Below are 24,837 nucleotides of genomic sequence, written 5' to 3' on the forward strand. Positions count from 1 at the left end.
TCCACCGAGTCATGACGCTGCCTTAGACGGGCGTCGACAGAAGTCTCTCGGCGCCACACCCTCGAATCTGCTCCTCACCCAATCGATTGCGTTCGTCGATGCCGAGCCACCGAGGTTCTCGTGCCCTCCCAGCGGCAGCAGATACCACTCGATGACGGATCCGGCCCCGCACGCTCGGTCGAGCGCCCGTGCCACCGAGGCCGGGTCCACGTAGTGGTCCTGGCCGCCGTACAGGACGTACATCGGCGCGGTCAGCTTTGATTCCGGGCGCAAGGCCGCCAGGGCCTCCGACATCCGCGCCGCGTTCTCCGGGGTCGGCTTCACCACCTCTCCCGGTCCCACGCCCTGGAGCAGTCGTGCCGCCTCGGCCGATCGTGGCCCGGTGCACTTTCGGGCGAGGTCCTCCCTGCTGATCAGAGCTCCCCGGAAGTAGTCCCCCAGATCGATGGTCGGGCGGACCGTCCGCTTCAACTGCGCGACCGTGAAGTAGTAGAGGAGAGTCTCGTCGCGCATCAGAGTCCCTGCCGCCGCCCTCTGCGGGAGCTGGGTCAGGTCAACGGGTGGCACGAGCGCCACCACGCCGAGAAGGTCCTTGGCCAATTCGGTTCTGCCGATGGCCCCGTTCGCGCCCCACGCAGCCGTCGCTCCGAGGGACCTGCCGAAGATCGCGAACTGTCGCGTGACGTCCGGTGTCGCCCGCCGCACAGCGCGAACCGCGTTGATGACGTCCTGTCCCAGAACCGGAGCGTTGAGGAACGGCAGGCCCGGCGACGACCGGTCACCACCGATGCCCTGGTAGTCCGGCACCACGACCGCGTAGCCGTTGTCGAGCCACGCACCCACCGTCGAGGCCAGCTTGGCGAGGTCGGGTCGCAACGACGGGCCGCAGTCGTAGTCGACTCCAGTGTTCCCGTGCGTGTAGACGAGCAGCGGCCATCCGCCCTTCGGCGGGGTTCCGCCCGGAATCGACAGGACGCCGGTCGCGGACACCGATCGTCCGTCGGGATCGACAGTCCGGTAGACCATGCGCCAGGTATCCGCTCCGGTCTCGTACACCTTCGGGTCGATGTCACCGAACGCCGCGAGACTCAGCAACGCACCGGGGCCGACGCCCCCCAAGCGCGGAAACCCCTCGGGAAGCGGCTGGTCGGCGCGCGTCGGCGCCGTGATCGACGGCACGACCGTCAAGCCGGGCGGCGTCCGATAGTCGGAACCGGGCGCACACGCGACGAGGCTCAGTACCGCGACGATCACAGTGACCAGCTTCGTGGACCGGGTCATCGCCGTGTCCGACCGAATCGGCGGCGCGATGAACTCGCCTCGAGACCGCCCTTCCGCTGCACCACAGCACCGATCACGGTGACGCCCCCCTGACTGAGCCGCGAAGCGGCAGCGACGAGGTCCTTCCTCTCCGAGACCCCCAGCCTCACGGCGACGATCGCACCGGAGACGTCAGGCGACTCCGCCAATTCGACGACGTCCGCGCTGCTCGAAGCGGGGGCGCACGCGACCACGACCGCGGACCCCTTCGAATACCTCCCGATCACCGCCGCGGCGCGCGCGAGGAGCCTCGCAGGCACGTCGTCGTTCGCCTGGACCGCACCGATGTTCGGCGCAACCGTCACCAGTTCGCTCGGCCTACCGAACCGATCGACCTGGGCCGGGCGGGCGTGCGGCGCCAACCCCGGCATCTTCCGGTCGGTCTCCACGAGCACGACGGTTCGCCCGGATTCCGCCAGCCCGGTCGCCAAGTCCGTCGCACCCGCAACTGCAGCCTGATCGGACTCGCGCCCTACACCGGTCAGAATGACCGCGGACTTGCGCTCCTCCGACAGTCCGCGACTCAGGCGTTCCGCGGTACGGAAGCCTTCGACCAGAGCTGGGGAGTCAGCAGTTCCGGGTTCGCAGACGGCGAGGACCTGGCATCCGAGTCCGCGTTCCACCTCGCGAATGTCCCGCACCTTCGGGTCGAAGATGTCTCGAAGGAATGCAAAGACGACTCCGAGGATCAGCCCCGCCGAAAGGCCGAACAGGAGGTTTCTCACCGGTCTCGGCGAACTGCTGTTCGCCGGCAACTTCGCCCCGTCCAGAATCTGTGCGCTCGCCGCCGGATTTCCGCCGCGTTCACTGGTCTCGATCTTCATGATCAGCCGTGCCGTCTCAGCCGCCACCGTGTTCGCGACATCGCGCGCCTGCTCCGGATTCGAGCTGGTGGCAGTGATGTCCATCAACGCCGACTCGGGCACAGCCGCCGCGGTCACGTGTGATCGAACTTGATCGGCAGTCTCCTTCAATCCGAGCGTCCGCACGGTGGCCTCCGCGACTTGACGACTCGTCGCCAGCGCCTCGTAACTCACCATCCGCTGCTGGGTGAAGAGATTCCCTTGGTAGGCATCGGACACCGACGACCCACCAGGGCTCCGGAATGTTCGCATAGGGTCAGGTCAGGACTAGTTTCATAGCTTGATCTGCGTGTTTGTGGTGGTGCCGGAGTGCTGCTGCGATGTTGGTGACGTCGGCCAGGCGTAGGAGGCTGATGGCGGTGTTGCGCAGGCTCGCCATGACCCTGGGGGCTTGTCCGGTGCGGACCTTGGAGGCGTCTTCGCCGAAGGAGACGTCGCGGACCCAGTGAAGCTTGTTCTCGATAGACCAGTGCCCGCATGTCCATTCGGCCAAAGTCTCCGGTTTCGCGTCTGTGAAGGGCGCTGAGGTGATGATGTAAACGACTTCGCAGGTGCGCTTGGCGGTCTTACGGTCGGTGGCGGTGCGGCGGATCTGCGCGACCTGCGCGGCGCCGGGGAATTCGATCCACTTCGGTGCGTCGACGACCTTGATCGTCCGCCGAACACGCCGCCCGTGCCCGGTCTGAACACTCGAGGTGGCGGGCACGGATTTCCAGTCGATGTCCTTGAGGTAGGCATGCAGCGTCGGCATGTTTCCCTTCACGGTCAGCAGGTAGTCGGCGTGGCCGTCGAGGATCGCTTGGGCGGTGGCGGTCTGGGTGTGCATCGCATCGGCGGTCACCACGGTTCCGGACAGGTCTATTGACGCGAGAAGTGTTCGGGCAGCAGGGATCTCGTTGCTTTTCATATCGGCGCACACCTGCCCGAGAACGACACCGAAGTGGTGATCGAGACCAGCGACCAGGTGTGGTGCACGGTCATCATCGGTGCGGGCCCCGCGGACGGTTTTACCGTCGATCGCGATCACCCGCCGGCGGGCGCGGATGGTGGTGCGCGCGAACATCCACGACCCTACGATCGCGTCGAGGAGATCGGTATCGAGGCGCGCGAACAGTTTCCGCCACGTCGACTCCTCCGGTGACGTATCGCCGAGACCTAGCATCGCGCGTTCGGCTGGCGAGAGCGAGGCCACCGATTGAGCGAGAGCAGCGAACGAGCGGGCACCACCGAGGGTCGCGACCACGGCCGCCGCGAGCATCGGTGCCAGCTCGAATCGGCGGCCCCGCCTCGATCGTGGATCAGACATCCCGCCCAGTGCTGAGATCAGAGATTCCAGGCGGGTCGTGTTGGCGACAGTGCTTGCGGCGGGAGAAGATGACATGCGGGAGTGGCCTTCTGGGCTGGACGGTCTTTTGGCGATTTCCATCCAAACCCAGGAGCCACTCCCGCCACAGCCGACACACCGGCCCCACGGCAACAAACTTGCAGGTCAAACCCTTACGTTCCGAACATTCCGGAGCCCTGGACGACCCACCGGCGGTCTGCACAAAGATGCGTGACGTCGCCTGGTACTCCGGCACCGAGAGCGCCGTGACCACGCCTGCGACCGCTGTCGCCAGGACTGCGACGGCACCGATCAGCAGAATTCGACGCCGAACCACCGAGAAATAGTCCTGAATGTCCAAATCATTCCTCCCCGAATGCCGCGACAGAAGCAGTCGCCACGACGTCTCGACTGTCGAGATCTACATCATCGTCGTTACCGATTCCTCTGCGCCTCGACCAGATTCATGCGTTCAGACCAATTTGCCCGAACGTTGCTAACAGCCACTCGGACGACCTCGATATTTTGACAGAGATCGGCATTTCTACAGGGGGAGCACGACGAGTGAAAACTGCGCTTATCACCGGGATCACCGGGCAAGACGGCCTTTATCTCAGCGAGTTCCTGCACTCTCGCGGGTACCGAGTGTTCGGACTGGTCCGCGGTCAGAACAATCCCAAGGCCGAGGCCCTGGCCCGGACGCACCCGTACGTCACCGTGCTCCACGGAAACCTGCTCGACATCTCCAGCCTCGTTCGCGCGGTCGCTGTCGCCGCTCCCGACGAGGTTTACAACCTCGGAGCGATCTCCTACGTAGCCTATTCGTGGGACAATGCCCTGATGACGAGCGACGTCACCGGTCGTGGCGTCCTGAACATGCTCGAGGCCATCCGCCTTTACGAGGAGCACGCCGAGAAACGCGTCCGCTTCTACCAGGCGTCGAGTTCCGAGATGTTCGGCAAGGTGCAGTCGGTCCCACAGCACGAAGGAACGCTGCTGTGGCCTCGTTCCCCTTACGGCGTGGCCAAGACGTTCGGCCATTACATCACGATCAATTATCGCGAATCATATGGAATGCACGCGAGTTCAGGAATTCTCTTCAATCACGAGTCACCGCGGCGCGGGCCGGAATTCGTCACTCGCAAAGTGACCCGCGCCGTCGCCGAGATATCCCTCGGTCTCCGATCATCCATCGCGCTGGGGAACCTTGACGCTCAACGGGACTGGGGATTCGCCGGCGACTACGTCGAGGCGATGTGGCTGATGCTTCAACAGGACGTCGCCGACGATTACGTGATCGCGACCGGCGTCACGCACTCCATCCGAGATCTGCTCGACGTCGCGTTCCAGGAGATCGGTATCGCCGACTGGCACCCGTATGTGCATCAGGACCCCGCATTGATCCGTCCCGCGGAGGTGGACCAGCTGATCGGCGACGCGTCGAAGGCCAGAAGGCAACTCGGATGGCAGCCGCGCGTCTCGTTCGAGGAACTCATCCGCATGATGGTTCGCAGCGACCTCGACGCACACGTCTCCGCACAGGAGGCTGTGTGACAGGTCGGAGGACTGCGCTGGTCACCGGAGCCGAGGGGCAGGACGGAACCCTCCTCACCCGGGCTCTTCTGGACGCGGGCGAATGGGACGTCGTGGCGACGCATCTCGGCAGCTCAACCGATCCGTCGGACGAGCCCCGGCTCACCCGGGTGCACTGCGATCTCACCGATCCCGATGCTGCCCGACGACTGATCGCCGACCATCGCCCCACCCACGTCTTTCACCTGGCCTCGATGTCCTCCGTCGCACGTTCCTGGGCGGCGCCCGACCAGTGCCTCCGGGTGAACGCCATGACCACGGTGGACCTGCTGCAGTCGTGCGCCGACATCGTTCCGGACGTCGCGTTCGTCAACGCATCGAGCGGAGAGATCTTCGGCGACGCACCCGCACCTCAGAACGAAGGCACTCCGATCGCACCGGCATCGCCGTACGGCATCGCCAAGGCCGCCGCGCACCGGATGGTCCAGACTTTTCGAGCCAGAGGTCTGCGTGCGTCGAACGCGATCCTGTACAACCACGAATCCGTTCTGCGACCGACCACGTTCGTCACTCGAAAGATCACTTCGCACGTCGCAGCAATAGCGCACGGCTCACGCGAGCCGCTGCGTCTGGGAGACATCGGTGTCGAACGAGACTGGGGCTGGGCTCCGGATTACGTCGATGCCCTGCAACGGATCGCACGTCACGAGCCCGCGGACGACTTCGTCGTCGCGACCGGGGTCGGCCACACCCTCTCCGAGTTCGTCGCCGCGGCGTTCCGCGCCGCGGGCATCGTCGACTGGGGCGAGCACACCGTCACCGATCCCACCCGACGACGGCCGTCCGATCCCCGCACACTCGTCGGCGATCCTCGACACATCGCATCCGAGATCGGCTGGACCGCCACCGTGACCTTCGACGAAGTCGTCGCGCGCCTGGTCGACTACGACTTGAGTCTCTACGACCGGCCCCTGGATGGAGCGAACTGATGACGGACCGTATCCACCGACCCGACTTCAACGGAGTCCCGGTTCCGCGCAGAGTTCACCTCGGCGAACGCATCTTCAACTGGCTCGTCACGTGGTTTCCGTCGCACACCGTCCGACAGCGGTACCTTCGAGCATTCGGCGCACGGATCGGATCGGGCACGTCGATCATGATGGGGACCACCGTGCTCGCACCGAATCGCCTGTCCATCGGCGACGACTGTTCGATCGGCGGGCGCTGTCTGTTGGATGCACGCGGCGGGATTCAGATCGAGCACTCGGTCGTTCTGGCCTCGGACGTTCACCTGATCACCGCGAAGCATCTGGTCCACGCCGACGACTTCGCAGCATCGCTCGGGCCGATCACCGTCGGACACCATGCGTGGATCGCGAGCCGAGCAACGGTGTTGATGGACACCGAGGTCGGAGTCGGTGCGGTCGTCGGCGCGTGCTCACTGGTCACCGGCGACGTCGCCGAACGCGACATCGTGGTCGGTGTTCCCGCGAAGTCGGTCGGCAGTCGCCGGGGAAGCCTCGAGTACCGACCGGTGTTCAGGCCGGTGCTGTGCTGATGCCCTCCCCGCAACTCAGCGCCACCACGCTGGTCTACATCGCACCCGTCGAGGGCCGCAGCGGTGTCGGCGACTACGCGACTGACTTCCTCGGAGCAGTTCGTCCGCTGTTCAAGGACGTTGTCGACCACCGTATCCACACCGAGGGCGCTGAGTCCGTCCGCGATGTCGTCCGACACTGCCGAGAGATCCGCGACATCGTTCGACGGGCCGACGGCCCCGTGATCGTGCACACCGAACTCAGCGCCGGTTCGCTGTCTCCGTTCTGGGCGATCGCCGCCCTACCGCGGAACACGCTGGTGTCAGCGACGATTCACGATGCACCCCAACCCGTCTGGTGGCCGTCGAAGACCGCAGCCATCGGGCGCCACCGGGTCGTGAACCATGCGGTGCACTATCCGCTCCGCCCACTGACCGGCATCCTTCAGCGGCGCGTCATGGGTCGCCACACGATGCTCGCGCTGACATCGATCGGGGCCGAACAGACGCGACGACGATTCCCCGACGCGCACGTTTACGACGCCCGGATCCTCGTACCGCCGCGCGCTACCGTCGCCCCCGCGGAATCTCGACCGCTCGCGGTCGGGCTGTTCGGACACGTGTACAAGGGCAAGGGCTTCGATCTCATCGACACCCTGCGCGCGAGACTCCGGCCCGAGATCGAGATCATCGTCGCCGGGCGAGGGACCGAGCGGCTGCCGTCGGCGCCGGGCGTACGCATTCTCGGCGAAGTCAACGACGACGACGAGCGCGCCTTCTTCGAGTCGATCCGAGTGCTCGCCGTCCCGTATGCGAAGGCGAACCGCTACGGCACGGTCTGGGCGGCATCCAGCGCCGCGACGCGCGCCTACGCATACCGCACCCCGATCGCAGCTCTGCTCGACGGTGCACTTCCGGAGATCGTGTCCGAGGGCGGCGCAATCGGAGCCGACGACATCGAATCGCTCGCGGACCACGTGAACACGGTGATCGCGGACGACCGCGCGGTGGCCGCGCTCGGGGCTGAGGTCGATGCGCTGAGATCGTCGCGCAGCCCGCACGCGTGCGCGCAGCCCTTCGTCGCGACCTGGCAGACGATGCTGGCGGGTACGCAGTGCCGCTGAATCTGAGTCCACACGTGTGGCGGGCCGCCATCGCGTCGATGTGGAACTACTCCGGGCGCGCAGTGGGCCTCGTGTGGACCGCGGTGATGATCACCCGGCTCGGGTTCGACGGCTACGGCCACTACGCGATGGCCGTTGCGGTCGCGGCAATCACGAACGCCGCACTCGACAACGCCTTCTTCGTCCGTTCCGTCCGGGTCGGTCCTGACGAGTTCGCTCGGGAACGCGCCGCGCGGACGATTCTCGGGATCGCCGTCATGGTCGCGGGCGGACTCGCGATCAGCCTCTCCTACGTGGTCGGTGCGGCGGCGATCATCGCGGCGGGCGAGCTGCTGTTCAACACTCTCAAGAGCCCCCATCTCCGCAGGGCCCGGCCGGATGTGACGATGCGGATGGACACCGTCCGTCAACTCTCGAGCATCGCGCTGGCTGTCGGTTACCTCTTCGCGGTGCCCGATCCCACGGTTCTGGGCGCGACCCTCTGCTACGTCGCGCCGTACGGAGTGATCGCGGTTCTCTGTGTTCGTTTCATCCCCGGTCAACGCCCCGCTCGGCCCGGCGGCCCGCGCGAGTTCTGGCTCCTGACATCTGAGGCGCTCGCGGCAGCGGTGTACTTGCAGGCCCCGGTCGTCGCCGTCGGCTGGTTCCTCGGCGAGCGCGCGGCCGGCTACTACTCGACGGCATCGGTGACCGCCATGGCGCTCGCGATCCTGGGACAGAATTTCGCGAACACCTACGTCGACCGTCTGCGTGAGGCCCACGGGTCACGCGACGCCGGTCCATCGCTGTGGTCGATCGGAAGGCTGTCGGCGTTCACGGGCTTCGCGATCGCGGCGCTCGGCGCGGGAATCCTGCTGTTCACCGCTCAGCACGCCCTCGGTGTCATCGCTTTGATCCTCGCGCTGTTCACCGCGGCCCGAACTGCGAACCTCGTCTTCACGATGTTCCTCTTCACATCGCATCGGGATCTGCTCCGGGTGCGAGCGACCACCGCTGCCGCCCTCGCGCAGATCGCCGCGCTCTACCCCATGATCTTGATACTCGGGGTGTACGGTGTCGCACTCGCTTCACTCGCCTGCGAGCTCGTGCTCGCAGGCGTCTACTTCTCGGCGATCTACCGGACGAACGGTGTCGCCGCGCCCGTCTCAGAGGAGGCTCTGCCATGAGGACCACCTTCATTCTCGGCAAGGACCCGTCGTCCGAGTCGACCGGTGACATGACTCTCGCATCACTGATCATGCAGATCGCACGGGAGGAACACGAGGTCGACGCCATCTGCCTGTCCTCGACTCCCTCCTCGGAGCGAGACGGTCACACCCGCGTCGCGAAGCCGGAACCCGAACCGCTTCCCCTCCTCGTCCGTTCGGTGCTCAGCCACCGGAGCCTGCTCCACACCCGATTCGACATCGATGCTCTGGCCCGCGCCGTCGACGACCACGACACCGATCAGTTCGTCGCGGATCACTCCTACATGGCCGAGTGCGTCCTCCGGTCGAAACGCTACGACCCGTCGGTGCACCTGACCGTCAGCACCACCGTGTCGGAGGTGGAGATCTGGAAGCAGACACGAGGACTCCCCGGTCGGATCGACGCTCCGCGGATTCGTCGAGACGAACTGCGCGTGGCACGCCGTGCTCGATCCGTCGGCTGTTACGAGTCCGCTGAAACCGACGACTATCGGGCCAACGGAGTCCCGGCCACCTGGCTCGACCTGACGCTTCCCCCGAAGGCCCGCGTCGACCCGTCTGACACCCCGCCGCGCCTGCTGTTCCTGGGCGACCGCCGATGGGCCCCGAATGCCGACGCCGCCGAGCTGCTCATCGAATGGTGGCCTGCAATCGCAGACGGCATCGCCGGAGCCGAACTCGTCCTGGTCGGAGCACCCGACCCCGATCGTCCATTGCCTCCCCTCCCGGACGGCGTCCGGGACCTGGGCTTCGTCGACGATCTCGGCACCGCACTCGCGACCTGTCGGGCGCTCGCCGCCCCGATCCGCACCGGCGGCGGTGTGCGCGTCAAGATCCTCGACGTCGCCGCGCGAGGCCTGCCGGTCGTCGGAACGCGCGCCGCCGTCGGCTCGCTCGACAGTGTCCTCGGCCTCGGGGTGTACGACGACCGCGACGCATTCGTGAATCAATGCCGACAACTCCTGACCTCGCCTGCGCTCGCGCATCGGCTGGGAGACTCTCTCTACGGCGCGAATGCTGATCGTTGGAGGCTCCGCCTTCCGCACAGGAGTGTTCACGAGTGGCTGGAGTGAGGGCGCTGCGCGATGCCCCGCCATCGGTCGCGGAACCGACCGTCGCGCGACGGCAGGCCTGGCACGGTTCCCGAGCCGGCCATCGCCTCATGCTTCCCATCGCGGCCGCCGTCGCGGTGGCCGGAGGGGTTGCCGCGGGCACGGATCAGGGCCTGACTCTGCGGATCATCGTCGGCGGAGCCGTCGTGTGCCTCGTCATCGCAGGCACGATCGCCGCGCCCATCGCCGCAGCCCGCGTACTCATGGTCGTGTTCGGCGCCGCGCCGATGGCGGTCGTGCCGGGACTGGCTCTTCCGCTCTTCGTCTTCGTCGTTCTCGGCCTCTGGTTCATTGTGATCTCGCGTCCCTGGGCCTCCCGACACATCCACGGAATCGAGGTCGCGGTCCTGCTCCTCGTCGCGACGACCGTGACCAGCGCGATCATCACCGACAACGGTGGCCGCGCCGAGTACGAACTCGTCAAATGGATTCTCACGACGTCGGTCGTCTTCGTGTTCGGGTTCCTGTCCGCCGAGGAGTTGCGCGCCCTCGGGCGCGCCTTCGTGATCGGAGCGTCGATCGGCATGGCATTCGCCCTGTCGGTCATGGCTTTCGACCCCGGAGCCGGAGCGATGAACGCTCTCTCACTGATCGGCTACGGCCGGACCGGGAGCACCGGCACCCATGTACGGACCTTCGAGTCTGTGAGCGGAGACATCGTCCGATTGACCGGGACGTACGTCGATCCGAACCTCGCCGGGCTGTTCGCACTGGTCGCGTTGGTTCTCGTGCCCGTCCTCTTCGGCGGTGCCGCGCGGGCGATCATGGCCGCGATTCTCCTCGCCGGAGCCTTTGCCACCCTGAGCCGATCCGCGCTGCTGTCCCTGGTCGTCGCGGTGGTGGCGTACCTCATGTTCGCCCGCGTCAGCCGCATCACGCGGGCGAGGATCGCCTGCGCACTGCTCACCGTCACCGCCGCCTCTCTCGCGCTGACCAGCGTCCGGGAACGCGTGTTCGGTTCATTCGGCAGCGGAGATCGCGGCTCCGACGACCGCGGCGCAGCGCTCACGAATTTCATGCCGTCGATGAGCGGCCACTGGTGGTTCGGGCGCGGGTTCGGCGCACCGGAGTTCACCGACGAAGTCGCGGGTTGGAAAGTCAATTACGTCGCCAACGCCCCCCTGCTCACGACCTATCGCGCGGGATGGGTCGTCGGGGTCGCGTTCAGCGTGGTTCTCATCGTCGGCATCGTCTGGTCGTATCGCCTGCTTCGGCGCGGAACCCCGAGTTCGGGAGTCGTCGGCGCCGGCTTCATCGGCTTCTCACTCGTCGCTCTGCAACTGGACTTCCCCGTGGTGACCAACCCGCCGATCACCCTTCTGTTCAGCATCTTCCTCGGATACGTGATCGTCGCGCCGCGCCTGCGGACCTCGCCGACGCCATCGGCCGTGAGCAGTCAGGAAAGTCGATGACGCACCCGAGCACATCTGGACCGGCGCGGCGGCTCCCCGCCCTCGACAGCCTGCGCGCCGTCGCGACGGCCGTCGTCGTCCTCGTCCACGTGACGGCGATCTACTATCCGCCTGCGATCATCACCGGGCACATCGATCTGCTCGGCCAGGCACTGACGTTCTTCTTCGTCCTATCCGGCTTCCTCATCTATCTGCCGTTCGCGGAGCATCTCCTCGGCCACCGCCCGAGACCGAGTGCGCGCCGCTACCTCGGTCAGCGACTGCGCCGAGTGTTCCCCGCCTACGTCGTGATCCTGGCCCTGGCGAACTTCGCGATGCACGCGGTCTTCACCCGGAATCCGGTCCTGTCTGCGGAGAACGGGCTACCGGGGTACGGCGGAGGCATCCCCGGAACAGGGACCGATCGTGACGCGTGGCATCTCGTCACCCAGTTCACCCTCACGCAGAGCCTCTTTCCGAGCACCATGCAGACGGGCCTCAACCCGGCATGGTCGCTGACCGCCGAAGTGACCTTCTACCTTCTACTCCCCGCCCTCGTCGCATGTCTGCCCTTCCCCCGCCCCGGGATCCGTGCAGCGCTCCGCATGCCCGCAGTCGTCCTCGTGATCGGACTGGTGGGCACCGTCTGGTCGCTCGTCCTGATTCACCGCGGCGTCGGCACCGCGGAGTATCGGGCGTGGGGGCCGACGTGGTCCGCCGTCGTCTCACACAGCTTTCCGGCTGTGGCGACCCAGTTCGCCCTCGGCATGTTCGCAGCAGTCCTGTTCGCGACGGTCAAGTGGAACCCCGAGGCGCCACGCCCGTCCGATCGTCTCCTCGGGTTCCTGATCATCGCCGGTTTCGCAGCAGCGATTCTGTCGTACGCCGTCGCTCCCAACCTGCTCGGAAACGTGTCGGCGATTCCGTCCGCAGCCCTCATCCTCATCCTGGTCCTGCCAGGACGATCTCAACGATCGCAAACGGTCATGGCGAGTTTCGACCGAAGCCTGACGTGGCTGACCGAACCGACGCTGTCCGTGTACCTGTGGCACTACCCCGTCCTCATCATCGTCACCCGAACGGTCACGATCCCCCACACCCCGAGTGGTCTCGCCACAGCATTCGCAGCGGTCTTCGTGGTCACTCTGCTGCTCGCCACCATCACCTTCCGTCTCGTCGAGCAACCGGCGATGCGCTGGGGGCGGTCGACACGCGTTCGCGCTGCCCCGACCCGCCTCTAGGATCGACGTGGTGAGAGTCCGGAGACATGCGACTTCGAGACGGGTGGCCGGCATTCTGCTGTCCGTCCTCCTGGTCGTCATCGCGGTGCAGGCGGTGTCGACGAAGTCTTCTCCGTCCACCGTCGACTCAGGCACCGCTGCGTCTCCGATCAACGCGAAGGCGATCGGCTTCGCCGAGGGCTACAGCCTGCTCGACAAGGACACCGTGACGCTCGATCACGACTTCGACGCCATGCGATCGCTCGGCGGCACCTGGATCCGCGTGGAGATGAACTGGCGGACCATCGAACCCGTTCCGGGACAACAGGACTGGTCCGCGGTGGACCGTGTCGTGGCGGCGGCCACCCGCCACGGACTTCAGGTCGTCGGTCTGCTCACCGCCGCACCCCGTTGGGCCTCCGACCCGAATGCCGGTGATGCGCTGGGCAGTCGGCCGAATCGTCCCGACGCGTTCGGGTCGTTCAGCGGTGCCGCCGCGGATCGATACCGAGCGACGATCAGGGTGTGGGAGATTTGGAACGAGCCGAACATTCCCATCTTCTTCGTCCCTGCGCCGGACGTCGACCTGTATGCACCACTGCTCAAGGCGGCGCACATCGCGATTCATGCGGTTCGACCGGACGCGATCGTGCTGACAGCGGGCACTGCGGCGGCCAACGACACCGCTGTCACGATCGCCCCCACGACATTTGTGAACCGTCTGTACCGACTCGGAATGGCACCGTATTTCGAAGGCGTCGCCATGCATCCGTACACCTTCCCGTTCACACCGCAGAACGATCCGAACGGCAACTGGGACAGTGTGTCCGATGTTCGACGGATCATGGTCGCAAACGGCGATGAGAAGAAGGGGATCTGGCTCACGGAGTTCGGTGTCCCGACAGGAAGCAGCGGCGACGCGATGACCGAGGCCCAGCAGTCCGCGATCCTGGAGGACGCGATCCAGACGGCGGGCCGGATGCCGTTCGTCTACGGCCCGCTGCTGATCTACATGATCCGGGACATGGGCACCGATGCCTCCTGGCGCGAGAACTGCTTCGGAGTCCTTCGCTACGACTACTCCCCCAAGCAGTCTGCTCTGATGCTTCGTCGGATCCGCCCCGAGTAGCCGATTCCGGTCGGCCATCCCCTCTCGATCAATACGCCCCGGTCGGCGCGATCACCGCGCGCAAGGTGCGCAGGAGGATGACCCCGTCCATTGCCAACGACCAGTTCTCGACATACGACAGATCGAGTTGAACCGAACGCTGCCAGTCGAGATCGCTGCGACCCGAGACCTGCCACAGACCCGTCATCCCGGGCCTGACCAACAGCCGCCGAGTGACGACCGCGTCGTACCGGTCCACTTCTTCCCGCAACGGGGGGCGCGGTCCGACGAGGCTCATCGATCCGCCGACCACATTGAACAGTTGTGGCAGTTCGTCGAGGCTGTATCGCCGTAGAAAACGACCGACCTTCGTCACGCGAGGATCGTCGTGCATCTTGAACAAGACCTCGTTGCCGTCGTTCACGCTCTGCAGGCTCGGTCTCATCGCATCGGCACCGTCGATCATCGTGCGGAACTTCCACATCGTGAAACCGCGGTTCGCGGCTCCGACGCGCTCCGCACGATAGAACACCGGCCCGCGCGAAGAGCATTTGATGGCGATGGCCGAAACCAGCATCACCGGGCTGCACACGAGGATCAGAACCAGTGCACCGAGGCGGTCGAACGTTGCTTTGAGCACGCGATTCGCCCCTCGATACTGCGGCGAATCGACTTGCAGCACCGACATCCCGGCCAGCGGCCTCACGACCACCCGCGGTACTCCGACATCGATCGCCGACGGTGCGACCAGAAGGTCGACGTTGCGGTCCTCGACCATCCATGACAGTTCGCGGACGCTTTTGATCCCGAGGTCCGAGGTGTTCATGACACCGACGACGTCGACATCGAACCTGTCGATGTGCGCGCCGATTCTCGAAAGGTCCTCGACGATCGGCACCGAGCGCCCGCCCACGTCGAGCGTGGACGCGGATGCGGCAGCGGTCGGCACGCACACCGCGACGATCTCGTATCCCGCCTCCGGCGTGCGGAACGACCTGGCCACAATCCCGCGTGCCGATGCGGCGTCACTGACGAGGAGCACCCGGTGCAGCCATCGACCCGAGTCGCGGACCCTCACGACGTACTGACGCCACAGCCAGCGCCCAAGGACCAGAGCCGCCGTTCCGGCCACCAGCACTTCGCCGATCAACAGCCTGGGCGGATTCGCACCGAACACCAGCGTCGCCGCCGCGACGACACCGAATGCCGATACCGATGCCTTCAACACGGCCGTGTACTCATCGTGCCCGACGCCGAGCTCGCGCCGATCGTAACTCTGGGCGGAATGGAGGCAGATCACCCAGACCACGCCGAGTGCAACGCCGACTTTCGGCGAATACCAGAAATCGACGTTCCACCCTTCGACCAGAGCCGCCGGCCCGAGATGCACAGTCATCATGACGACGATCACTGCGACCAGGACGGTGACATCACCGATTCGAACGCCTCGCGCATACCAGTCGATCCAGCTTCGACGCCGGGCGGCGGCTTCGGCCACCCGAGAGAAGTCAGCCGATTCGTCGACCGCAGCGAGGCGTCGTCCACCCCGATCAGAGGAGGCACGGCCGAGTGCGACCGCAGACCCCACGCCACCGGAGCACAGCGGGTGATGATCCGACGATGTCGCCGACGCAGTCGAACGACTGCCTCCGCTTGTGGATTCGCGGTCCAATTGCACACCCCCAGGAAAAACCGACCCGCTCCCCAGAGAGCGCAGCGAGGTCGTAAACCGGGTTGTCCCGGACTCACCAGAGTTATCTCGAATTAAAAGGTGACCTGTTACACAAATCTATGACCGGTTTCCGGGATTGGACCGACTGGACGACACCTATTATTCGCAAACGGAACATCTCCGTATCAGCATCCGGTGACCGCCGCCTTTGCCATCCCGAACAACTGGCGAGCGCTGACGAGGTACCAGTCGACCAGCGTGTACCCGGGATGTCCACCGGGGACGGCGACCACGCTGACATCACCGTTCACACACCGCCGGAAGACGTAACGCGCACGATCCACGTGGTAGTCCCACGTCACGACGACGACTCGACGCCATCCCCGTCCACGGATCACGCGGGAGACGTGCGCAGCCTCCCCTTGCGTCGTCGAAGGGTCCGGGACGAAGCACTCCACATCGATTCCCGGAACGTCCGCGCGACAGACGGTGTCCATCACCGGATCTCCTGCACCATAGGGATCAGACAGGAGAACGCCCTTGGCACCCAGCGTCCGCGCAAGTTCGAGTCCGTAGTATTCGCGGCCGTCGTGCTCGCCGCCGAGAACCACGACCACATCAGCACTGCCGACTGCGTCGGAGTGGCCTCGCGAGAAGAGGACGTAGCCCACCGGCCCCACAGACACGACAAGGAACAACACACTGCCGAAGGCGACAAGCCACGTCGCCCTCCGACAGCGAGGTCTCTTCACACCGATCGAACCGTCGGTGCCTACCCGATCATCTCCGCGAGCACCCGCATGTCCTCGACACGCTGCTCATGGGTCCAGGCCGCGGGCGAGGCCAGGAGCACGCCGACACCGCTGTCGCGGAAGCGCTCCACCTGCTCGGCGACCGCGGACTTCGGACCGATGAGGCTCATGGCCTCGATCAGTTCCTGCGGCACGGCGGCGGCGGCCTCGTCCTTGCGGCCGTCGAGGTAGAGGTCCTGGATCAGCTTGGCCTCGTCGACGTATCCGTATCGCTGGACCAGGGAGTTGTAGAAGTTCTTGCCGCGGGCGCCCATGCCGCCGATGTAGAGCGCGCTGTGGTGGCGGACGGCGTTCTGCGCGGCGGCGATCTGGTCGGCGTCCTCGGTGATCAGCGCGCTGGCCTGAATGACGATCCGGAGATCGGGCAGCGACGGATCGCGCTTGGCCTTGCCCTCCGCGAGCGGCTCGCCGAACGCCGCGGCGACGTGATCGGGGTGGTAGAGGAACGGCTGGAGTTCCTCGAAGAGCTCGGCGGCGAGGGCGACGTTCTTGGGGCCGATCGCGGCGAGCAGCATCGGGATGCGGTCGCGGACGGGATGGTTGATGATCTTGAGCGCCTTGCCGAGACCGCTGCCGCCGTCCTCCTTGGTCAGCGGCAGCTGATAGCGCTTGCCGCGATACTCGACGCGCTCGCGGCGCCACACCTTGCGGCAGATCTCGGCGTTCTCGCGCGCCCGCCCGAGCGGGAAGTCGTACTTGACGCCGTGGAAGCCCTCGATCACCTGCGGACCGGACGCGCCGATGCCCAGCACCGCACGACCACCGCTGATGTAGTCGAGGCCTGCGGCGGTCATCGCCAGGTTGGTCGGGGTCCGCGAGTACATCGGCAGGATGCCGGTCTGCAGCTCCATGGTCTCCGTGCGCGCGGCGATGTAGCCGAGCTGGCTGACGGCGTCGAAGCTGTACGCCTCGGGGACCGTCACGCGACGCACGCCCACCCCCTCGAAGTCGCGGAGGTTATCGATGGTCTCGCGGAAATCGCCCGCATAGTTGATCGGCATTCCCAGCGTCATCTGCGTCATGGGCTGATTTTGGCACACGCCGCCCGGGGTCGCGTCCAGTCACGTCTCACCAGCCGTCGAATGCTGCCCAGCACACATTTCGCCGCGCTGATTCACCTGAGCTTCACCTGCGCGTCATCTAGCACCCCAACGCATCGATCAACGCTCGGTATCGGCCACTCCACCAATGGGTGAACATTCCGTTAACTTGGCCGAGTGCTCATCAAACTCCCAGGTCAGAGCGATAATGGCGAGGTTGCATCGAGTTGACGAGCAATACCGATCGACCGTCATAGTTATCGCATGACCGCAGAGATGCTCATCCTCGTATTGCTGATCGTCACAGCATTAGGCTTCGACTTCACCAATGGCTTCCACGACACCGGAAACGCCATGGCGACCTCGATCGCCACCGGTGCGCTGAAGCCCAAGGTGGCTGTAGGACTGGCCGCGATCTTGAACCTGGTGGGTGCGTTCCTGTCGGTCGAGGTGGCCGCAACCATCACCAAGGACGTCCTGAAGATTCAGGAGACGTCCGGCGACATGAAGGGTGAACTGGTCCAGGGCCTCGACGCCAACAAGGCGTTGATCATCATCTTCGCGGGCCTCATCGGCGCCATCCTGTGGAACCTCTTCACGTGGCTGTTCGGTCTGCCGTCGAGCTCCTCGCACGCCCTCTTCGGCGGCCTGATCGGTTCGGGTCTCGCGGCCATCGGCACCTCGGGCATCAACTGGCACGGCATCCTCGCGAAGATCATCGTCCCGGCTCTCTTCGCCCCGGTCATCGCCTGCGTCGTCGCCGCCTTCGGCACTCTGCTCATCTACGCCATCACCAACGGCATGTCGGAGATGAAGAAGGAGAAGGGCTTCAAGAACGGTCAGATCGCCTCGGCCTCGCTGGTCTCGCTGGCGCACGGCACGGGTGACGCGCAGAAGACGATGGGCGTCATCGCCCTGGCGCTGATCGCCACCGGCCACCTCGACGCGGGCAGCGTCGCTCACGGTCTCCCCTTCTGGGTGGTCTTCCTCTGCGCGGGCGCCATCGCCCTCGGTACCTGGCTCGGCGGCTGGCGCATCATCCGCACCCTGGGCAAGGGCCTCGTCGAGATCAAGGCCCCTCAGGGCATGGCCGCCGAAGCCTCGTCGGCCGCGATCATCCTGACCTCGTCGGTCGCCGGCATGGCGCTCTCGACCACCCACGTCGCCACCGGTTCGATCCTCGGTACCGGCCTCGGCAAGAAGGGCGCGGAGGTCCGCTGGGGCGTCGCGGGCCGCATGGCCATCGCCTGGGTCACCACGCTCCCCGCCGCCGCCCTCGTCGGCGCCCTGTGCTTCTGGCTCGCCAACATCATCGGCGGTGCCGCAGGCGCCATCGTCATCTTCTTGATCCTGTCCGCGCTGTCCGGCTACATGTACTGGCGCGCACAGCAGCAGAAGGTCGACCACAGCAACGTCAACGCCGACTGGGACGACGAGACCAACTCGCCCGTTCCGGCCGCCGACCCGGCCGCTCAGGCCTGATCCGCACCCGCGAGAAGGACAAGAACTCTCATGGACATCGTCTCCGCCATCACCAAGGTCCTCGCGGTAGGACTTCTCCTGGGCGCAGGACTCCCCGCCCTGTTCGCCGTCGGCATGCGTCTGGAGGCCATCGGCCACGGCGACCTCGGCAAGCCCGCCAACCCGACCTTCCGCGTCCTCGGCTACGCGATCTTCGCGTTGACCGCCGTCGTCATCCTCTTCGGCATCCTGTGGGTCACCCGCCAGACCCTCGACTACTACCTGGACCTCCGGGTCTTCCCCGACTTCGCTTACAAGTAGGCCCTCCGGGTCCTTCTCCCGGGTCTGAAAGGCACCGAGAAATACCATGGCACCATCGCTGTTCGACAACGTCATCAAGTGGATCCGCGCCGGCTACCCCGAGGGGATCCCGGCCTCCGATTACCCGCCGCTGCTTGCGCTGCTGACTCCGCTCCTGTCTGAATCCGAGATCACCGACGTCGTGCTGGGCCTGGCCCTGGAGCACGGCACCGACACCCCCGCCACCCCCGAACGGATCCGCGACGCGATCCACGCGGTCACCGAGCAGTCCCCGTCCGAGGATGCGATCCGTCAGGTCTCCGCACGTCTGGCCGCCGCTGGCTGGCCGCTGACCGATCACGTCAAGGTCTCGGAGTAGCGCGAGGCCATGGATCGTCCCACCTTCCTGAGCGGTGTGGTCCGCTGGCTCCGCGCGGGATATCCGGAGGGGGTTCCGCAGGGCGACTACCTCCCGCTGTTCGCGCTGCTGCGCAGGCAGCTGACCGAAGAGGAGATCGCGAAGGTCGCGACCGAACTGGTATCGACCTCCGAACGGGACAGCATCGACCGGATCGACGTCGGCGTCGAGATCTCCAAGGTGACGCAGGAACTGCCCCGCCAGGAGGACATCGACCGGGTGAGGGATACGTTGGAGTCGGCCAAATGGCCGTTCGACGACGCCCCGCTGGCCCCGAAGAACGACCCTGGCGACCACATCGACGACGATTCTGAGGAGTGACTCTGCGAGTCCTTCGACCGCTTGAACTCTCGGCAGATCCCGCCGCGCTGCATGCGCGGCGGGATCTGCTCGCTCTGCTGGCGGGCGACGCCGCGTATCTCCCCCTCCCCGTCGGGGACCCCAACGAGGTGGCACGACTGTCCGGAGCGCTCGCGCTCGGCGAACCGATCGACGACGAAGCCGCCCTCGTGGTCTCGACCTCCGGCACCACCGGAACCCCGAAGGGCGCCGTCCACACGGCGTCGTCACTGCGCGCGTCGATCGACGCGACCGCGAGCGTCCTCGGCGGTCCGGGCAGCTGGCTGCTGGCGATGCCGCCGCACCACATCGCCGGGCTGCAGGTGATGCTCCGCTCCCTCGCCGCCGGCTACGACCCGGTGATCCTCGACCTCGCGGCGGGGTTCGACCCCGCAGGCCTCCCCGCCCTGCTCGACGCGATGCCCGGCAACCGTCGCTACACCTCGCTGGTCCCGATGCAGCTGCGGAAGTCTCTGGACGACCCGAGTGCGACCGCCGCCCTCGCCGACGTCGACGCGATCCTCGTCGGCGGCGCCGCCACCGGCCCCGCTCTGATGGCGCGGGCTGTGGAGGCGGGACTGCCGATCGTCACGACGTACGGAATGAGCGAGACCGCGGGCGGCTGCGTCTACGACGGCGTACCCCTGCCCGGAGCGCGGGTGCGGATCATCGGCCCGAACGACGACGGCGTCGGCCGCGTGGCTCTGGGCGGCGCGACGCTCGCCAAGGGCTACCGGAATCGTCCCGACCATCCGGCGTTCGCCGAGCCCGGTTGGTTCCTGACCGACGACCTCGGAGCCGTCGACGACGGTGTGCTGCGGATCGTCGGCCGCGCCGACGAGGCCATCTCGACGGGCGGACTCACCGTGATTCCCCAGGTGGTGGAAGCGGTGATCAGCGAACTCCCCGGCGTCGCGGACTGCGCGGTATTCGGGTTGCCGGACGAACGGCTGGGCGAGCGCGTGGTCGTAGCGCTGGTCCCCCGCCCCGGGCACACGATCCCGGACGCGGCGGCCGTCCGCGCGGCGGTCGTCGACCGGCTCGACCGCTATGCCGCTCCGCGCGACGTCTTCGTCCTCGACGCGCTGCCACGACGAGGACCCGGCAAAGTGGATCGTCGAGCGCTGCGCGCATCGCTGGGCTGATCGACCCGAACCACCGGGCGCGTCGAGCGCGAACGCTGCTGCGAGCGATCGGCTCGCGGCATCAGGCCGTGGACCCCCGTGGTCTGCGGGGCAGCAGGCGTGAGCGGGACCTCTGTGACTTCGACCTTCGGATCAGCATTCTCAGCGGTGATCGCCTGCGTCGGATAGAAGGCCTCCGCACGGCGGTCCCAGTCGCGCATCTGTCGATCGGAAACTCGGAGCCCGATCGACTCCAGCGCCATCGCCGGGACCAGTGCCAGCGGATGGTAGGTGTCGTAGACCTCGTACGTGGTGTTGCCGTCTCGGCTCCGCAGGGTCTTGACGTGATCGACTTCGTCGAGGCGTGCATAGCTGGTGTCGCCGGTCCCCGAGTGAATCGCCACGAACCCTGCCGCCTCGACGAGAGCCGAGGCGGCAGGCCGCGTCGGATCCCACTGCGCGTGCGCGACCGGATCTCCCTGGAGGATCACCTGAACGACCTTCTCATCGCCGGTCGCCGCGGGATCGCGTACGCCGTCGTCGTTCACGCCCATCGGCGCGAGCAGCGGAGCCACGTTCGGCATCTCGCTCGCTCTGGACTTGATTCCCCACGGACCGCGGGGGTCCGACACCAGGAGGATCGTCGAGTTCCCCCGCAGGAGTCCCTGCCGCATGCCCTGTTCAGCAGCATTCCCGAGCGCGTCTGATCCTTGTGAGTAGCCCGTGTACACGACCGTCCGGTCAGAGCCCGTCAAGGCTTTCATCACCGCGAGGGTGTTGTCGGCGGCTACGGTGCGCGACCGGTTGTACGTCGGAGCGAGGAACGGCAGGGCTCGCCCCGACTTTCCGGAGATGATCGGCCAGAAGGACTCGGGATAATCGACGATCAACGAGTCCCGGCCGGCGACCAGTCCGTCGATCCTCGGAGATCGGTCGTCGTCGGTTCCCGGAACCACGACGACCAGCGTGTCGCGGTTCGCTCCCGGAACATAGTTGCCGAGGACGTCGTGGCTCGAGACCACAGCCGGGCCGTCGTAGGCGATCTGGTTTGCAACGGGTGAGGCACCGCAGGGAGCCGCCGCAATCGGGGCCACGACTCCGACACAGATTCCACCGGCGACGATCGATCTCGCGAGCGCGCGTTTCAAGACTGACGATCCCCCAAGACATCGAGCACAGTGCACACCTGCGGAGGCAGGCGGCATTCACCATCGTGACGTTCATGGAAGCAGCCGACGGCCCGCCTGAAAAGTCCCCGAGATCGTGACAATCGTTCAGATGACACCAGGTCAGGTGACAGATCGCGGGTTCGAACGCGGGGACGGAACCGTGGCCCGATGGCGTCGACCGCTATGCCGCCCCGCGCGACGTCTTCGCCGTCGAGTCGCTCCCACGACGAAGGCCCGCAAAGTGGATCGCCGGGCCCTACGCGCGTTGTTCGGTTGATCGATCAGGCAGCCTGTTCCAGCTCCACCGGATCATCGGCCGTGTCGCTCTCGGCCGGTGCCTCTGGTGCGACCGTCTGCGGGGCTGCGTCTCCGGCGTCTTCGGCGCCGCCGTCCACGACGGGAGCCTCCGGGGCTGCGGGAGCGAGATCGTCGACGGTGGTCGTCGGTCCATCTGCTTCGTCGGTGGCCGGCGCCAGGTGGCGCGGCCCGTCGGACTCGGTGGCGCCGATGAGCGGTGCGGGCTCAGCCCAGTCACCGGTGTTCTGGTCGATCAGGCGGCGGGTGCCCGGCGTGTAGCCGACCTGCGTGGTGGCGGCGTCGGCTTCCGGAGCAGGCGTCGACGCGTCGGGCGTGAGTTCGACCTCCGTCACCTTCGCCTTCGGGTCCGCGTTGTCGGCGGTGATCTCCTGCGTCGGGTAGAAGGCTTCGGCAGCCCGATCCCACGCCTGCATCTGCGCATCGGACACTGGGATGCCGAAGGCTTCGAAGACCATCGCGTTGAGCAGTGCGAGCGGATGGTACGTGTCGTAGATCTCGTAGGTGCTGTTGCCGTCTTCGCTCTGCAGCGTCTTCACGTGCTCGAGGTTGTCCAGGCGCGCGTAGGTGTACTTGCCGGTGCCCGAATGAATGGTCACGAATCCGGCGGCGTTGACCAGGAGCGACGACAGCGGGCGCATCGGATCCCACTGGGTGTGGGCGACGGGGTCGCCCTGGACGATCACGTGGACCACCTTCGTGTCACCGGTGTCGGCCGGGTTGCGCGCGTCGTCGTTGGTGACGCCGATGAGCGACAGCAGCGGCGTCGCGAACGGCGTGTTCGCCAGCTTCGACTTGACGCCCCACGGGCCGCGCGGGTCGGAGACCAGCAGGATCGTCACGTTGTCACCGAGGAGGCCGTCCTTGCTCGCCTGCTCGGCGGCGTTGCCGAGAGCGTCCGAGCCCTGTGAGAACCCGGTGTAGACGATGACCTGGTCGGCGTCCTTCAGTGCCTCCATCACCGTGAGGGTGTTGGCGGTGGCGATGCTGCGCGACTTGTCGTAGGTCGGAGACAGGAACGGCAGCACGGTGCCGGACTTGCCCGCGATGATGGGCTAGAACGACTCCGGGTAGTTCACGATCAGCGAGCCGCGGCCGGCGATCAGGCCGTCGATCCGCGGCGAGCGGTCGTCGTTGGTGCCGGGCACGACCACCACGAGGGTGTTGCCATCAGCACCCGGAACGTAGTTGCCGAGGACGTCGTGGTCCGACGGAACGCCCGGACCGTCGAACGCGACGTCGTCGGCGATGTTGTAGGCGGCGGCCGACGCGAAGGCCGGCGGGACGGCGACCGGAGCGACCATTCCGAGACAGAGTCCACACGCCGCGGCCGACGTCGCGATTTTGCGCTTCAAGCAGAGATCCCCCTGTGTGAACCGAGTGCACCGCCCCGTGAACAGGCACAATGCAGCATTGTGGGATTCATTCAAGCGACAGACGAATCGGCGCAAAAGTCCCAATCACCGTGACAATCGATCAGTTGACACCAGATCTGGGGACAGTTCCCAGGGATGGAACAATGGCCCGGTGGCAACCGTGAGTCAGTGGATCGAAGGCGCTCGTCCGCGCACCCTACCCAATGCGATCGCTCCGGTGATCGCCGGAACCGGCGCCGCCCTGCACCTGGGCGACGTGTGCTGGTGGAAGGTCGCCTTGGCGCTCGTCGTCGCGTTGGCGTTGATCGTCGGCGTGAACTTCGCGAACGACTACTCCGACGGCGTGCGGGGCACCGACGACGACCGCGTGGGTCCCCTGCGCCTCGTCGGTTCGGGCGCTGCGAGCCCGCAAGCGGTGAAGGTCGCGGCGTTCGCCTCCCTCGGCGTCGGTGCGGTGTGCGGCCTGGTCTTGGCGATCGCGACCGCCTGGTGGCTGGTCCTGGTCGGCGCGGTGTGCATCGCGGGCGCCTGGTTCTACACGGGCGGAAAGCGACCGTACGGGTACCTGGGCTTCGGTGAGATCGCCGTGTTCGTGTTCTTCGGACTCGTCGCCGTCCTCGGCACCCAGTTCGTCGCCGCGGATGCGATCGACTGGGTCGGCGTCGGCTGCGCGGTCGCGGTCGGCAGCCTCTCGAGCGGAGTGCTGATCGCGAACAATCTGCGCGACATCCCCACCGACGCAGAGTCGGGCAAGATCACCCTCGCCGTGCGTCTTGGCGACCGGAACACCCGCATCTTCTACGTGCTGATGTGCGCGGTCCCGGTGGTCGTCAGCGTCGTACTGGCCATCATCGCACCTGCGGCGGCCGCCGGTCTGATCGCGGTGATCCCGCTGGCGAAGCCGGTGAAGATCATTCTCGGCGGCACTCAGGGGCGCGGTCTGATCCCGGTCCTCGCGCTGACCGGCATGGCGATGCTGGTGTGGTCGGTCGCGACCGCGGTGGGACTGGCGTTCGCGTAGGCGCTCACCTCACGAGACAACAGTGTTCCCTGTTACCACGGGTTGGTAACAGGGAACACTGTTGTTTATCT

At 66.3% G+C, this 24,837-nt stretch carries 24 protein-coding genes and 1 pseudogene; 15 read left to right on the forward strand and 10 right to left on the reverse strand.

Going from position 1 to position 24,837, the window contains the following annotated elements; genetic code table 11:
• Positions 1-9 precede the first annotated feature (9 nt).
• From ACH46_RS16820 to ACH46_RS21990, 4 genes and pseudogenes are all read right to left on the reverse strand, one after another.
• Complete coding sequence (locus ACH46_RS16820) at positions 10-1,281, reverse strand: alpha/beta hydrolase family protein (protein ID WP_062393939.1); 1,272 nt, start codon at positions 1,279-1,281, stop codon at positions 10-12.
• Positions 1,278-2,402 (reverse strand): YveK family protein, encoded by a 1,125-nt coding sequence (locus tag ACH46_RS16825; RefSeq protein WP_157851083.1) that lies wholly within the window; start codon positions 2,400-2,402, stop codon positions 1,278-1,280. The genes ACH46_RS16820 and ACH46_RS16825 overlap by 4 nt, the downstream gene beginning before the upstream one ends.
• 37 nt (positions 2,403-2,439) lie before the next feature.
• Positions 2,440-3,663 carry an ISAs1 family transposase gene (locus tag ACH46_RS16830; protein WP_226995655.1) on the reverse strand — a complete coding sequence of 408 codons (1,224 nt, stop codon included), beginning with the start codon at positions 3,661-3,663 and terminating at the stop codon, positions 2,440-2,442.
• 109 nt (positions 3,664-3,772) lie between these two features.
• Positions 3,773-3,844 (reverse strand): annotated as a pseudogene (locus ACH46_RS21990) (hypothetical protein); the annotation flags it as partial.
• 227 nt (positions 3,845-4,071) lie between these two features.
• On the opposite strand from ACH46_RS21990, the gene ACH46_RS16835 reads away from it, so the two are divergent.
• From ACH46_RS16835 to ACH46_RS16875, 9 genes are read left to right on the forward strand one after another with little or no spacing between them, the layout of a single operon-like run.
• Complete coding sequence (locus tag ACH46_RS16835) at positions 4,072-5,061, forward strand: GDP-mannose 4,6-dehydratase (RefSeq protein ID WP_062393942.1); 990 nt, start codon at positions 4,072-4,074, stop codon at positions 5,059-5,061.
• Positions 5,058-6,029: a GDP-mannose 4,6-dehydratase gene (locus tag ACH46_RS16840; protein ID WP_062393943.1), complete on the forward strand. Its 972-nt coding sequence runs from the start codon at positions 5,058-5,060 to the stop codon at positions 6,027-6,029. The genes ACH46_RS16835 and ACH46_RS16840 overlap by 4 nt, the downstream gene beginning before the upstream one ends.
• Positions 6,029-6,598: an acyltransferase gene (locus ACH46_RS16845; protein WP_062393944.1), complete on the forward strand. Its 570-nt coding sequence runs from the start codon at positions 6,029-6,031 to the stop codon at positions 6,596-6,598. Before ACH46_RS16840 ends, ACH46_RS16845 begins: the two co-directional genes overlap by 1 nt.
• Positions 6,598-7,701 carry a glycosyltransferase family protein gene (locus ACH46_RS16850; protein WP_062395561.1) on the forward strand — a complete coding sequence of 368 codons (1,104 nt, stop codon included), beginning with the start codon at positions 6,598-6,600 and terminating at the stop codon, positions 7,699-7,701. Before ACH46_RS16845 ends, ACH46_RS16850 begins: the two co-directional genes overlap by 1 nt.
• Positions 7,641-8,867: a lipopolysaccharide biosynthesis protein gene (locus ACH46_RS16855; protein WP_157851085.1), complete on the forward strand. Its 1,227-nt coding sequence runs from the start codon at positions 7,641-7,643 to the stop codon at positions 8,865-8,867. The genes ACH46_RS16850 and ACH46_RS16855 overlap by 61 nt, the downstream gene beginning before the upstream one ends.
• Positions 8,864-9,961 (forward strand): glycosyltransferase, encoded by a 1,098-nt coding sequence (locus ACH46_RS16860; RefSeq protein WP_062393946.1) that lies wholly within the window; start codon positions 8,864-8,866, stop codon positions 9,959-9,961. Before ACH46_RS16855 ends, ACH46_RS16860 begins: the two co-directional genes overlap by 4 nt.
• Complete coding sequence (locus ACH46_RS21125) at positions 9,949-11,412, forward strand: O-antigen ligase family protein (RefSeq protein WP_157851086.1); 1,464 nt, start codon at positions 9,949-9,951, stop codon at positions 11,410-11,412. The genes ACH46_RS16860 and ACH46_RS21125 overlap by 13 nt, the downstream gene beginning before the upstream one ends.
• Complete coding sequence (locus tag ACH46_RS21130; RefSeq protein WP_062393948.1) at positions 11,409-12,632, forward strand: acyltransferase family protein; 1,224 nt, start codon at positions 11,409-11,411, stop codon at positions 12,630-12,632. Before ACH46_RS21125 ends, ACH46_RS21130 begins: the two co-directional genes overlap by 4 nt.
• Positions 12,633-12,675: 43 nt before the next feature.
• On the forward strand, positions 12,676-13,740 hold the full coding sequence (locus ACH46_RS16875; protein ID WP_062393949.1) for a cellulase family glycosylhydrolase: 1,065 nt from the start codon (positions 12,676-12,678) through the stop codon (positions 13,738-13,740).
• 28 nt (positions 13,741-13,768) lie between these two features.
• On the opposite strand, the gene ACH46_RS16880 is transcribed toward ACH46_RS16875, so the two are convergent.
• From ACH46_RS16880 to ACH46_RS16890, 3 genes are all read right to left on the reverse strand, one after another.
• Positions 13,769-15,217, reverse strand: coding sequence for a sugar transferase (locus ACH46_RS16880; protein WP_062393950.1), 1,449 nt, complete (start codon positions 15,215-15,217; stop codon positions 13,769-13,771).
• A 359-nt stretch (positions 15,218-15,576) separates the two neighbouring features.
• Entirely contained in the window at positions 15,577-16,077 is a 501-nt protein-coding gene (locus ACH46_RS16885) for a YdcF family protein (RefSeq protein WP_226995656.1), read from the reverse strand.
• An 86-nt stretch (positions 16,078-16,163) separates the two neighbouring features.
• Positions 16,164-17,225, reverse strand: coding sequence for an LLM class F420-dependent oxidoreductase (locus ACH46_RS16890; protein ID WP_062393952.1), 1,062 nt, complete (start codon positions 17,223-17,225; stop codon positions 16,164-16,166).
• Positions 17,226-17,507: 282 nt separating this feature from the next.
• On the opposite strand from ACH46_RS16890, the gene ACH46_RS16895 reads away from it, so the two are divergent.
• The 5 genes from ACH46_RS16895 to menE are packed head-to-tail and all read left to right on the forward strand — an operon-like array spanning position 17,508 to position 20,906.
• Positions 17,508-18,725: an inorganic phosphate transporter gene (locus ACH46_RS16895; protein ID WP_062393953.1), complete on the forward strand. Its 1,218-nt coding sequence runs from the start codon at positions 17,508-17,510 to the stop codon at positions 18,723-18,725.
• 30 nt (positions 18,726-18,755) lie between these two features.
• Positions 18,756-19,025, forward strand: a complete 270-nt coding sequence (locus tag ACH46_RS16900; RefSeq protein ID WP_062393954.1) for a hypothetical protein — start codon at positions 18,756-18,758, stop codon at positions 19,023-19,025.
• A gap of 46 nt (positions 19,026-19,071) precedes the next feature.
• Entirely contained in the window at positions 19,072-19,383 is a 312-nt protein-coding gene (locus ACH46_RS16905) for a DUF3349 domain-containing protein (protein ID WP_062393955.1), read from the forward strand.
• Positions 19,384-19,392: 9 nt separating this feature from the next.
• A complete protein-coding gene (locus tag ACH46_RS16910) occupies positions 19,393-19,743 on the forward strand; it encodes a DUF3349 domain-containing protein (RefSeq protein ID WP_062393956.1) in 351 nt (116 codons plus the stop codon).
• Positions 19,744-19,745: 2 nt separating this feature from the next.
• Positions 19,746-20,906: an o-succinylbenzoate--CoA ligase gene (gene menE, locus ACH46_RS16915; protein WP_062395562.1), complete on the forward strand. Its 1,161-nt coding sequence runs from the start codon at positions 19,746-19,748 to the stop codon at positions 20,904-20,906.
• Here menE and ACH46_RS16920 read toward each other — a convergent pair.
• The 3 genes from ACH46_RS16920 to ACH46_RS21670 form a co-directional block, all read right to left on the reverse strand.
• Positions 20,810-21,979, reverse strand: coding sequence for a PE-PPE domain-containing protein (locus ACH46_RS16920; RefSeq protein WP_226995657.1), 1,170 nt, complete (start codon positions 21,977-21,979; stop codon positions 20,810-20,812). The two genes, menE and ACH46_RS16920, sit on opposite strands and share 97 nt — an antisense overlap.
• Before the next feature lie 356 nt (positions 21,980-22,335).
• Positions 22,336-23,397, reverse strand: coding sequence for a PE-PPE domain-containing protein (locus tag ACH46_RS16925; RefSeq protein WP_226995658.1), 1,062 nt, complete (start codon positions 23,395-23,397; stop codon positions 22,336-22,338).
• Between the two features lie 27 nt (positions 23,398-23,424).
• A complete protein-coding gene (locus tag ACH46_RS21670; protein ID WP_226995659.1) occupies positions 23,425-23,724 on the reverse strand; it encodes a hypothetical protein in 300 nt (99 codons plus the stop codon).
• A 172-nt stretch (positions 23,725-23,896) separates the two neighbouring features.
• Here ACH46_RS21670 and ACH46_RS16930 point away from each other — a divergent pair, with 172 nt between their 5' ends.
• Positions 23,897-24,766 (forward strand): 1,4-dihydroxy-2-naphthoate polyprenyltransferase, encoded by an 870-nt coding sequence (locus ACH46_RS16930; protein ID WP_062393957.1) that lies wholly within the window; start codon positions 23,897-23,899, stop codon positions 24,764-24,766.
• The last annotated feature ends 71 nt before the right edge of the window (positions 24,767-24,837 follow it).

Source organism: Gordonia phthalatica (genome assembly GCF_001305675.1).
Taxonomy (GTDB): domain Bacteria; phylum Actinomycetota; class Actinomycetes; order Mycobacteriales; family Mycobacteriaceae; genus Gordonia; species Gordonia phthalatica.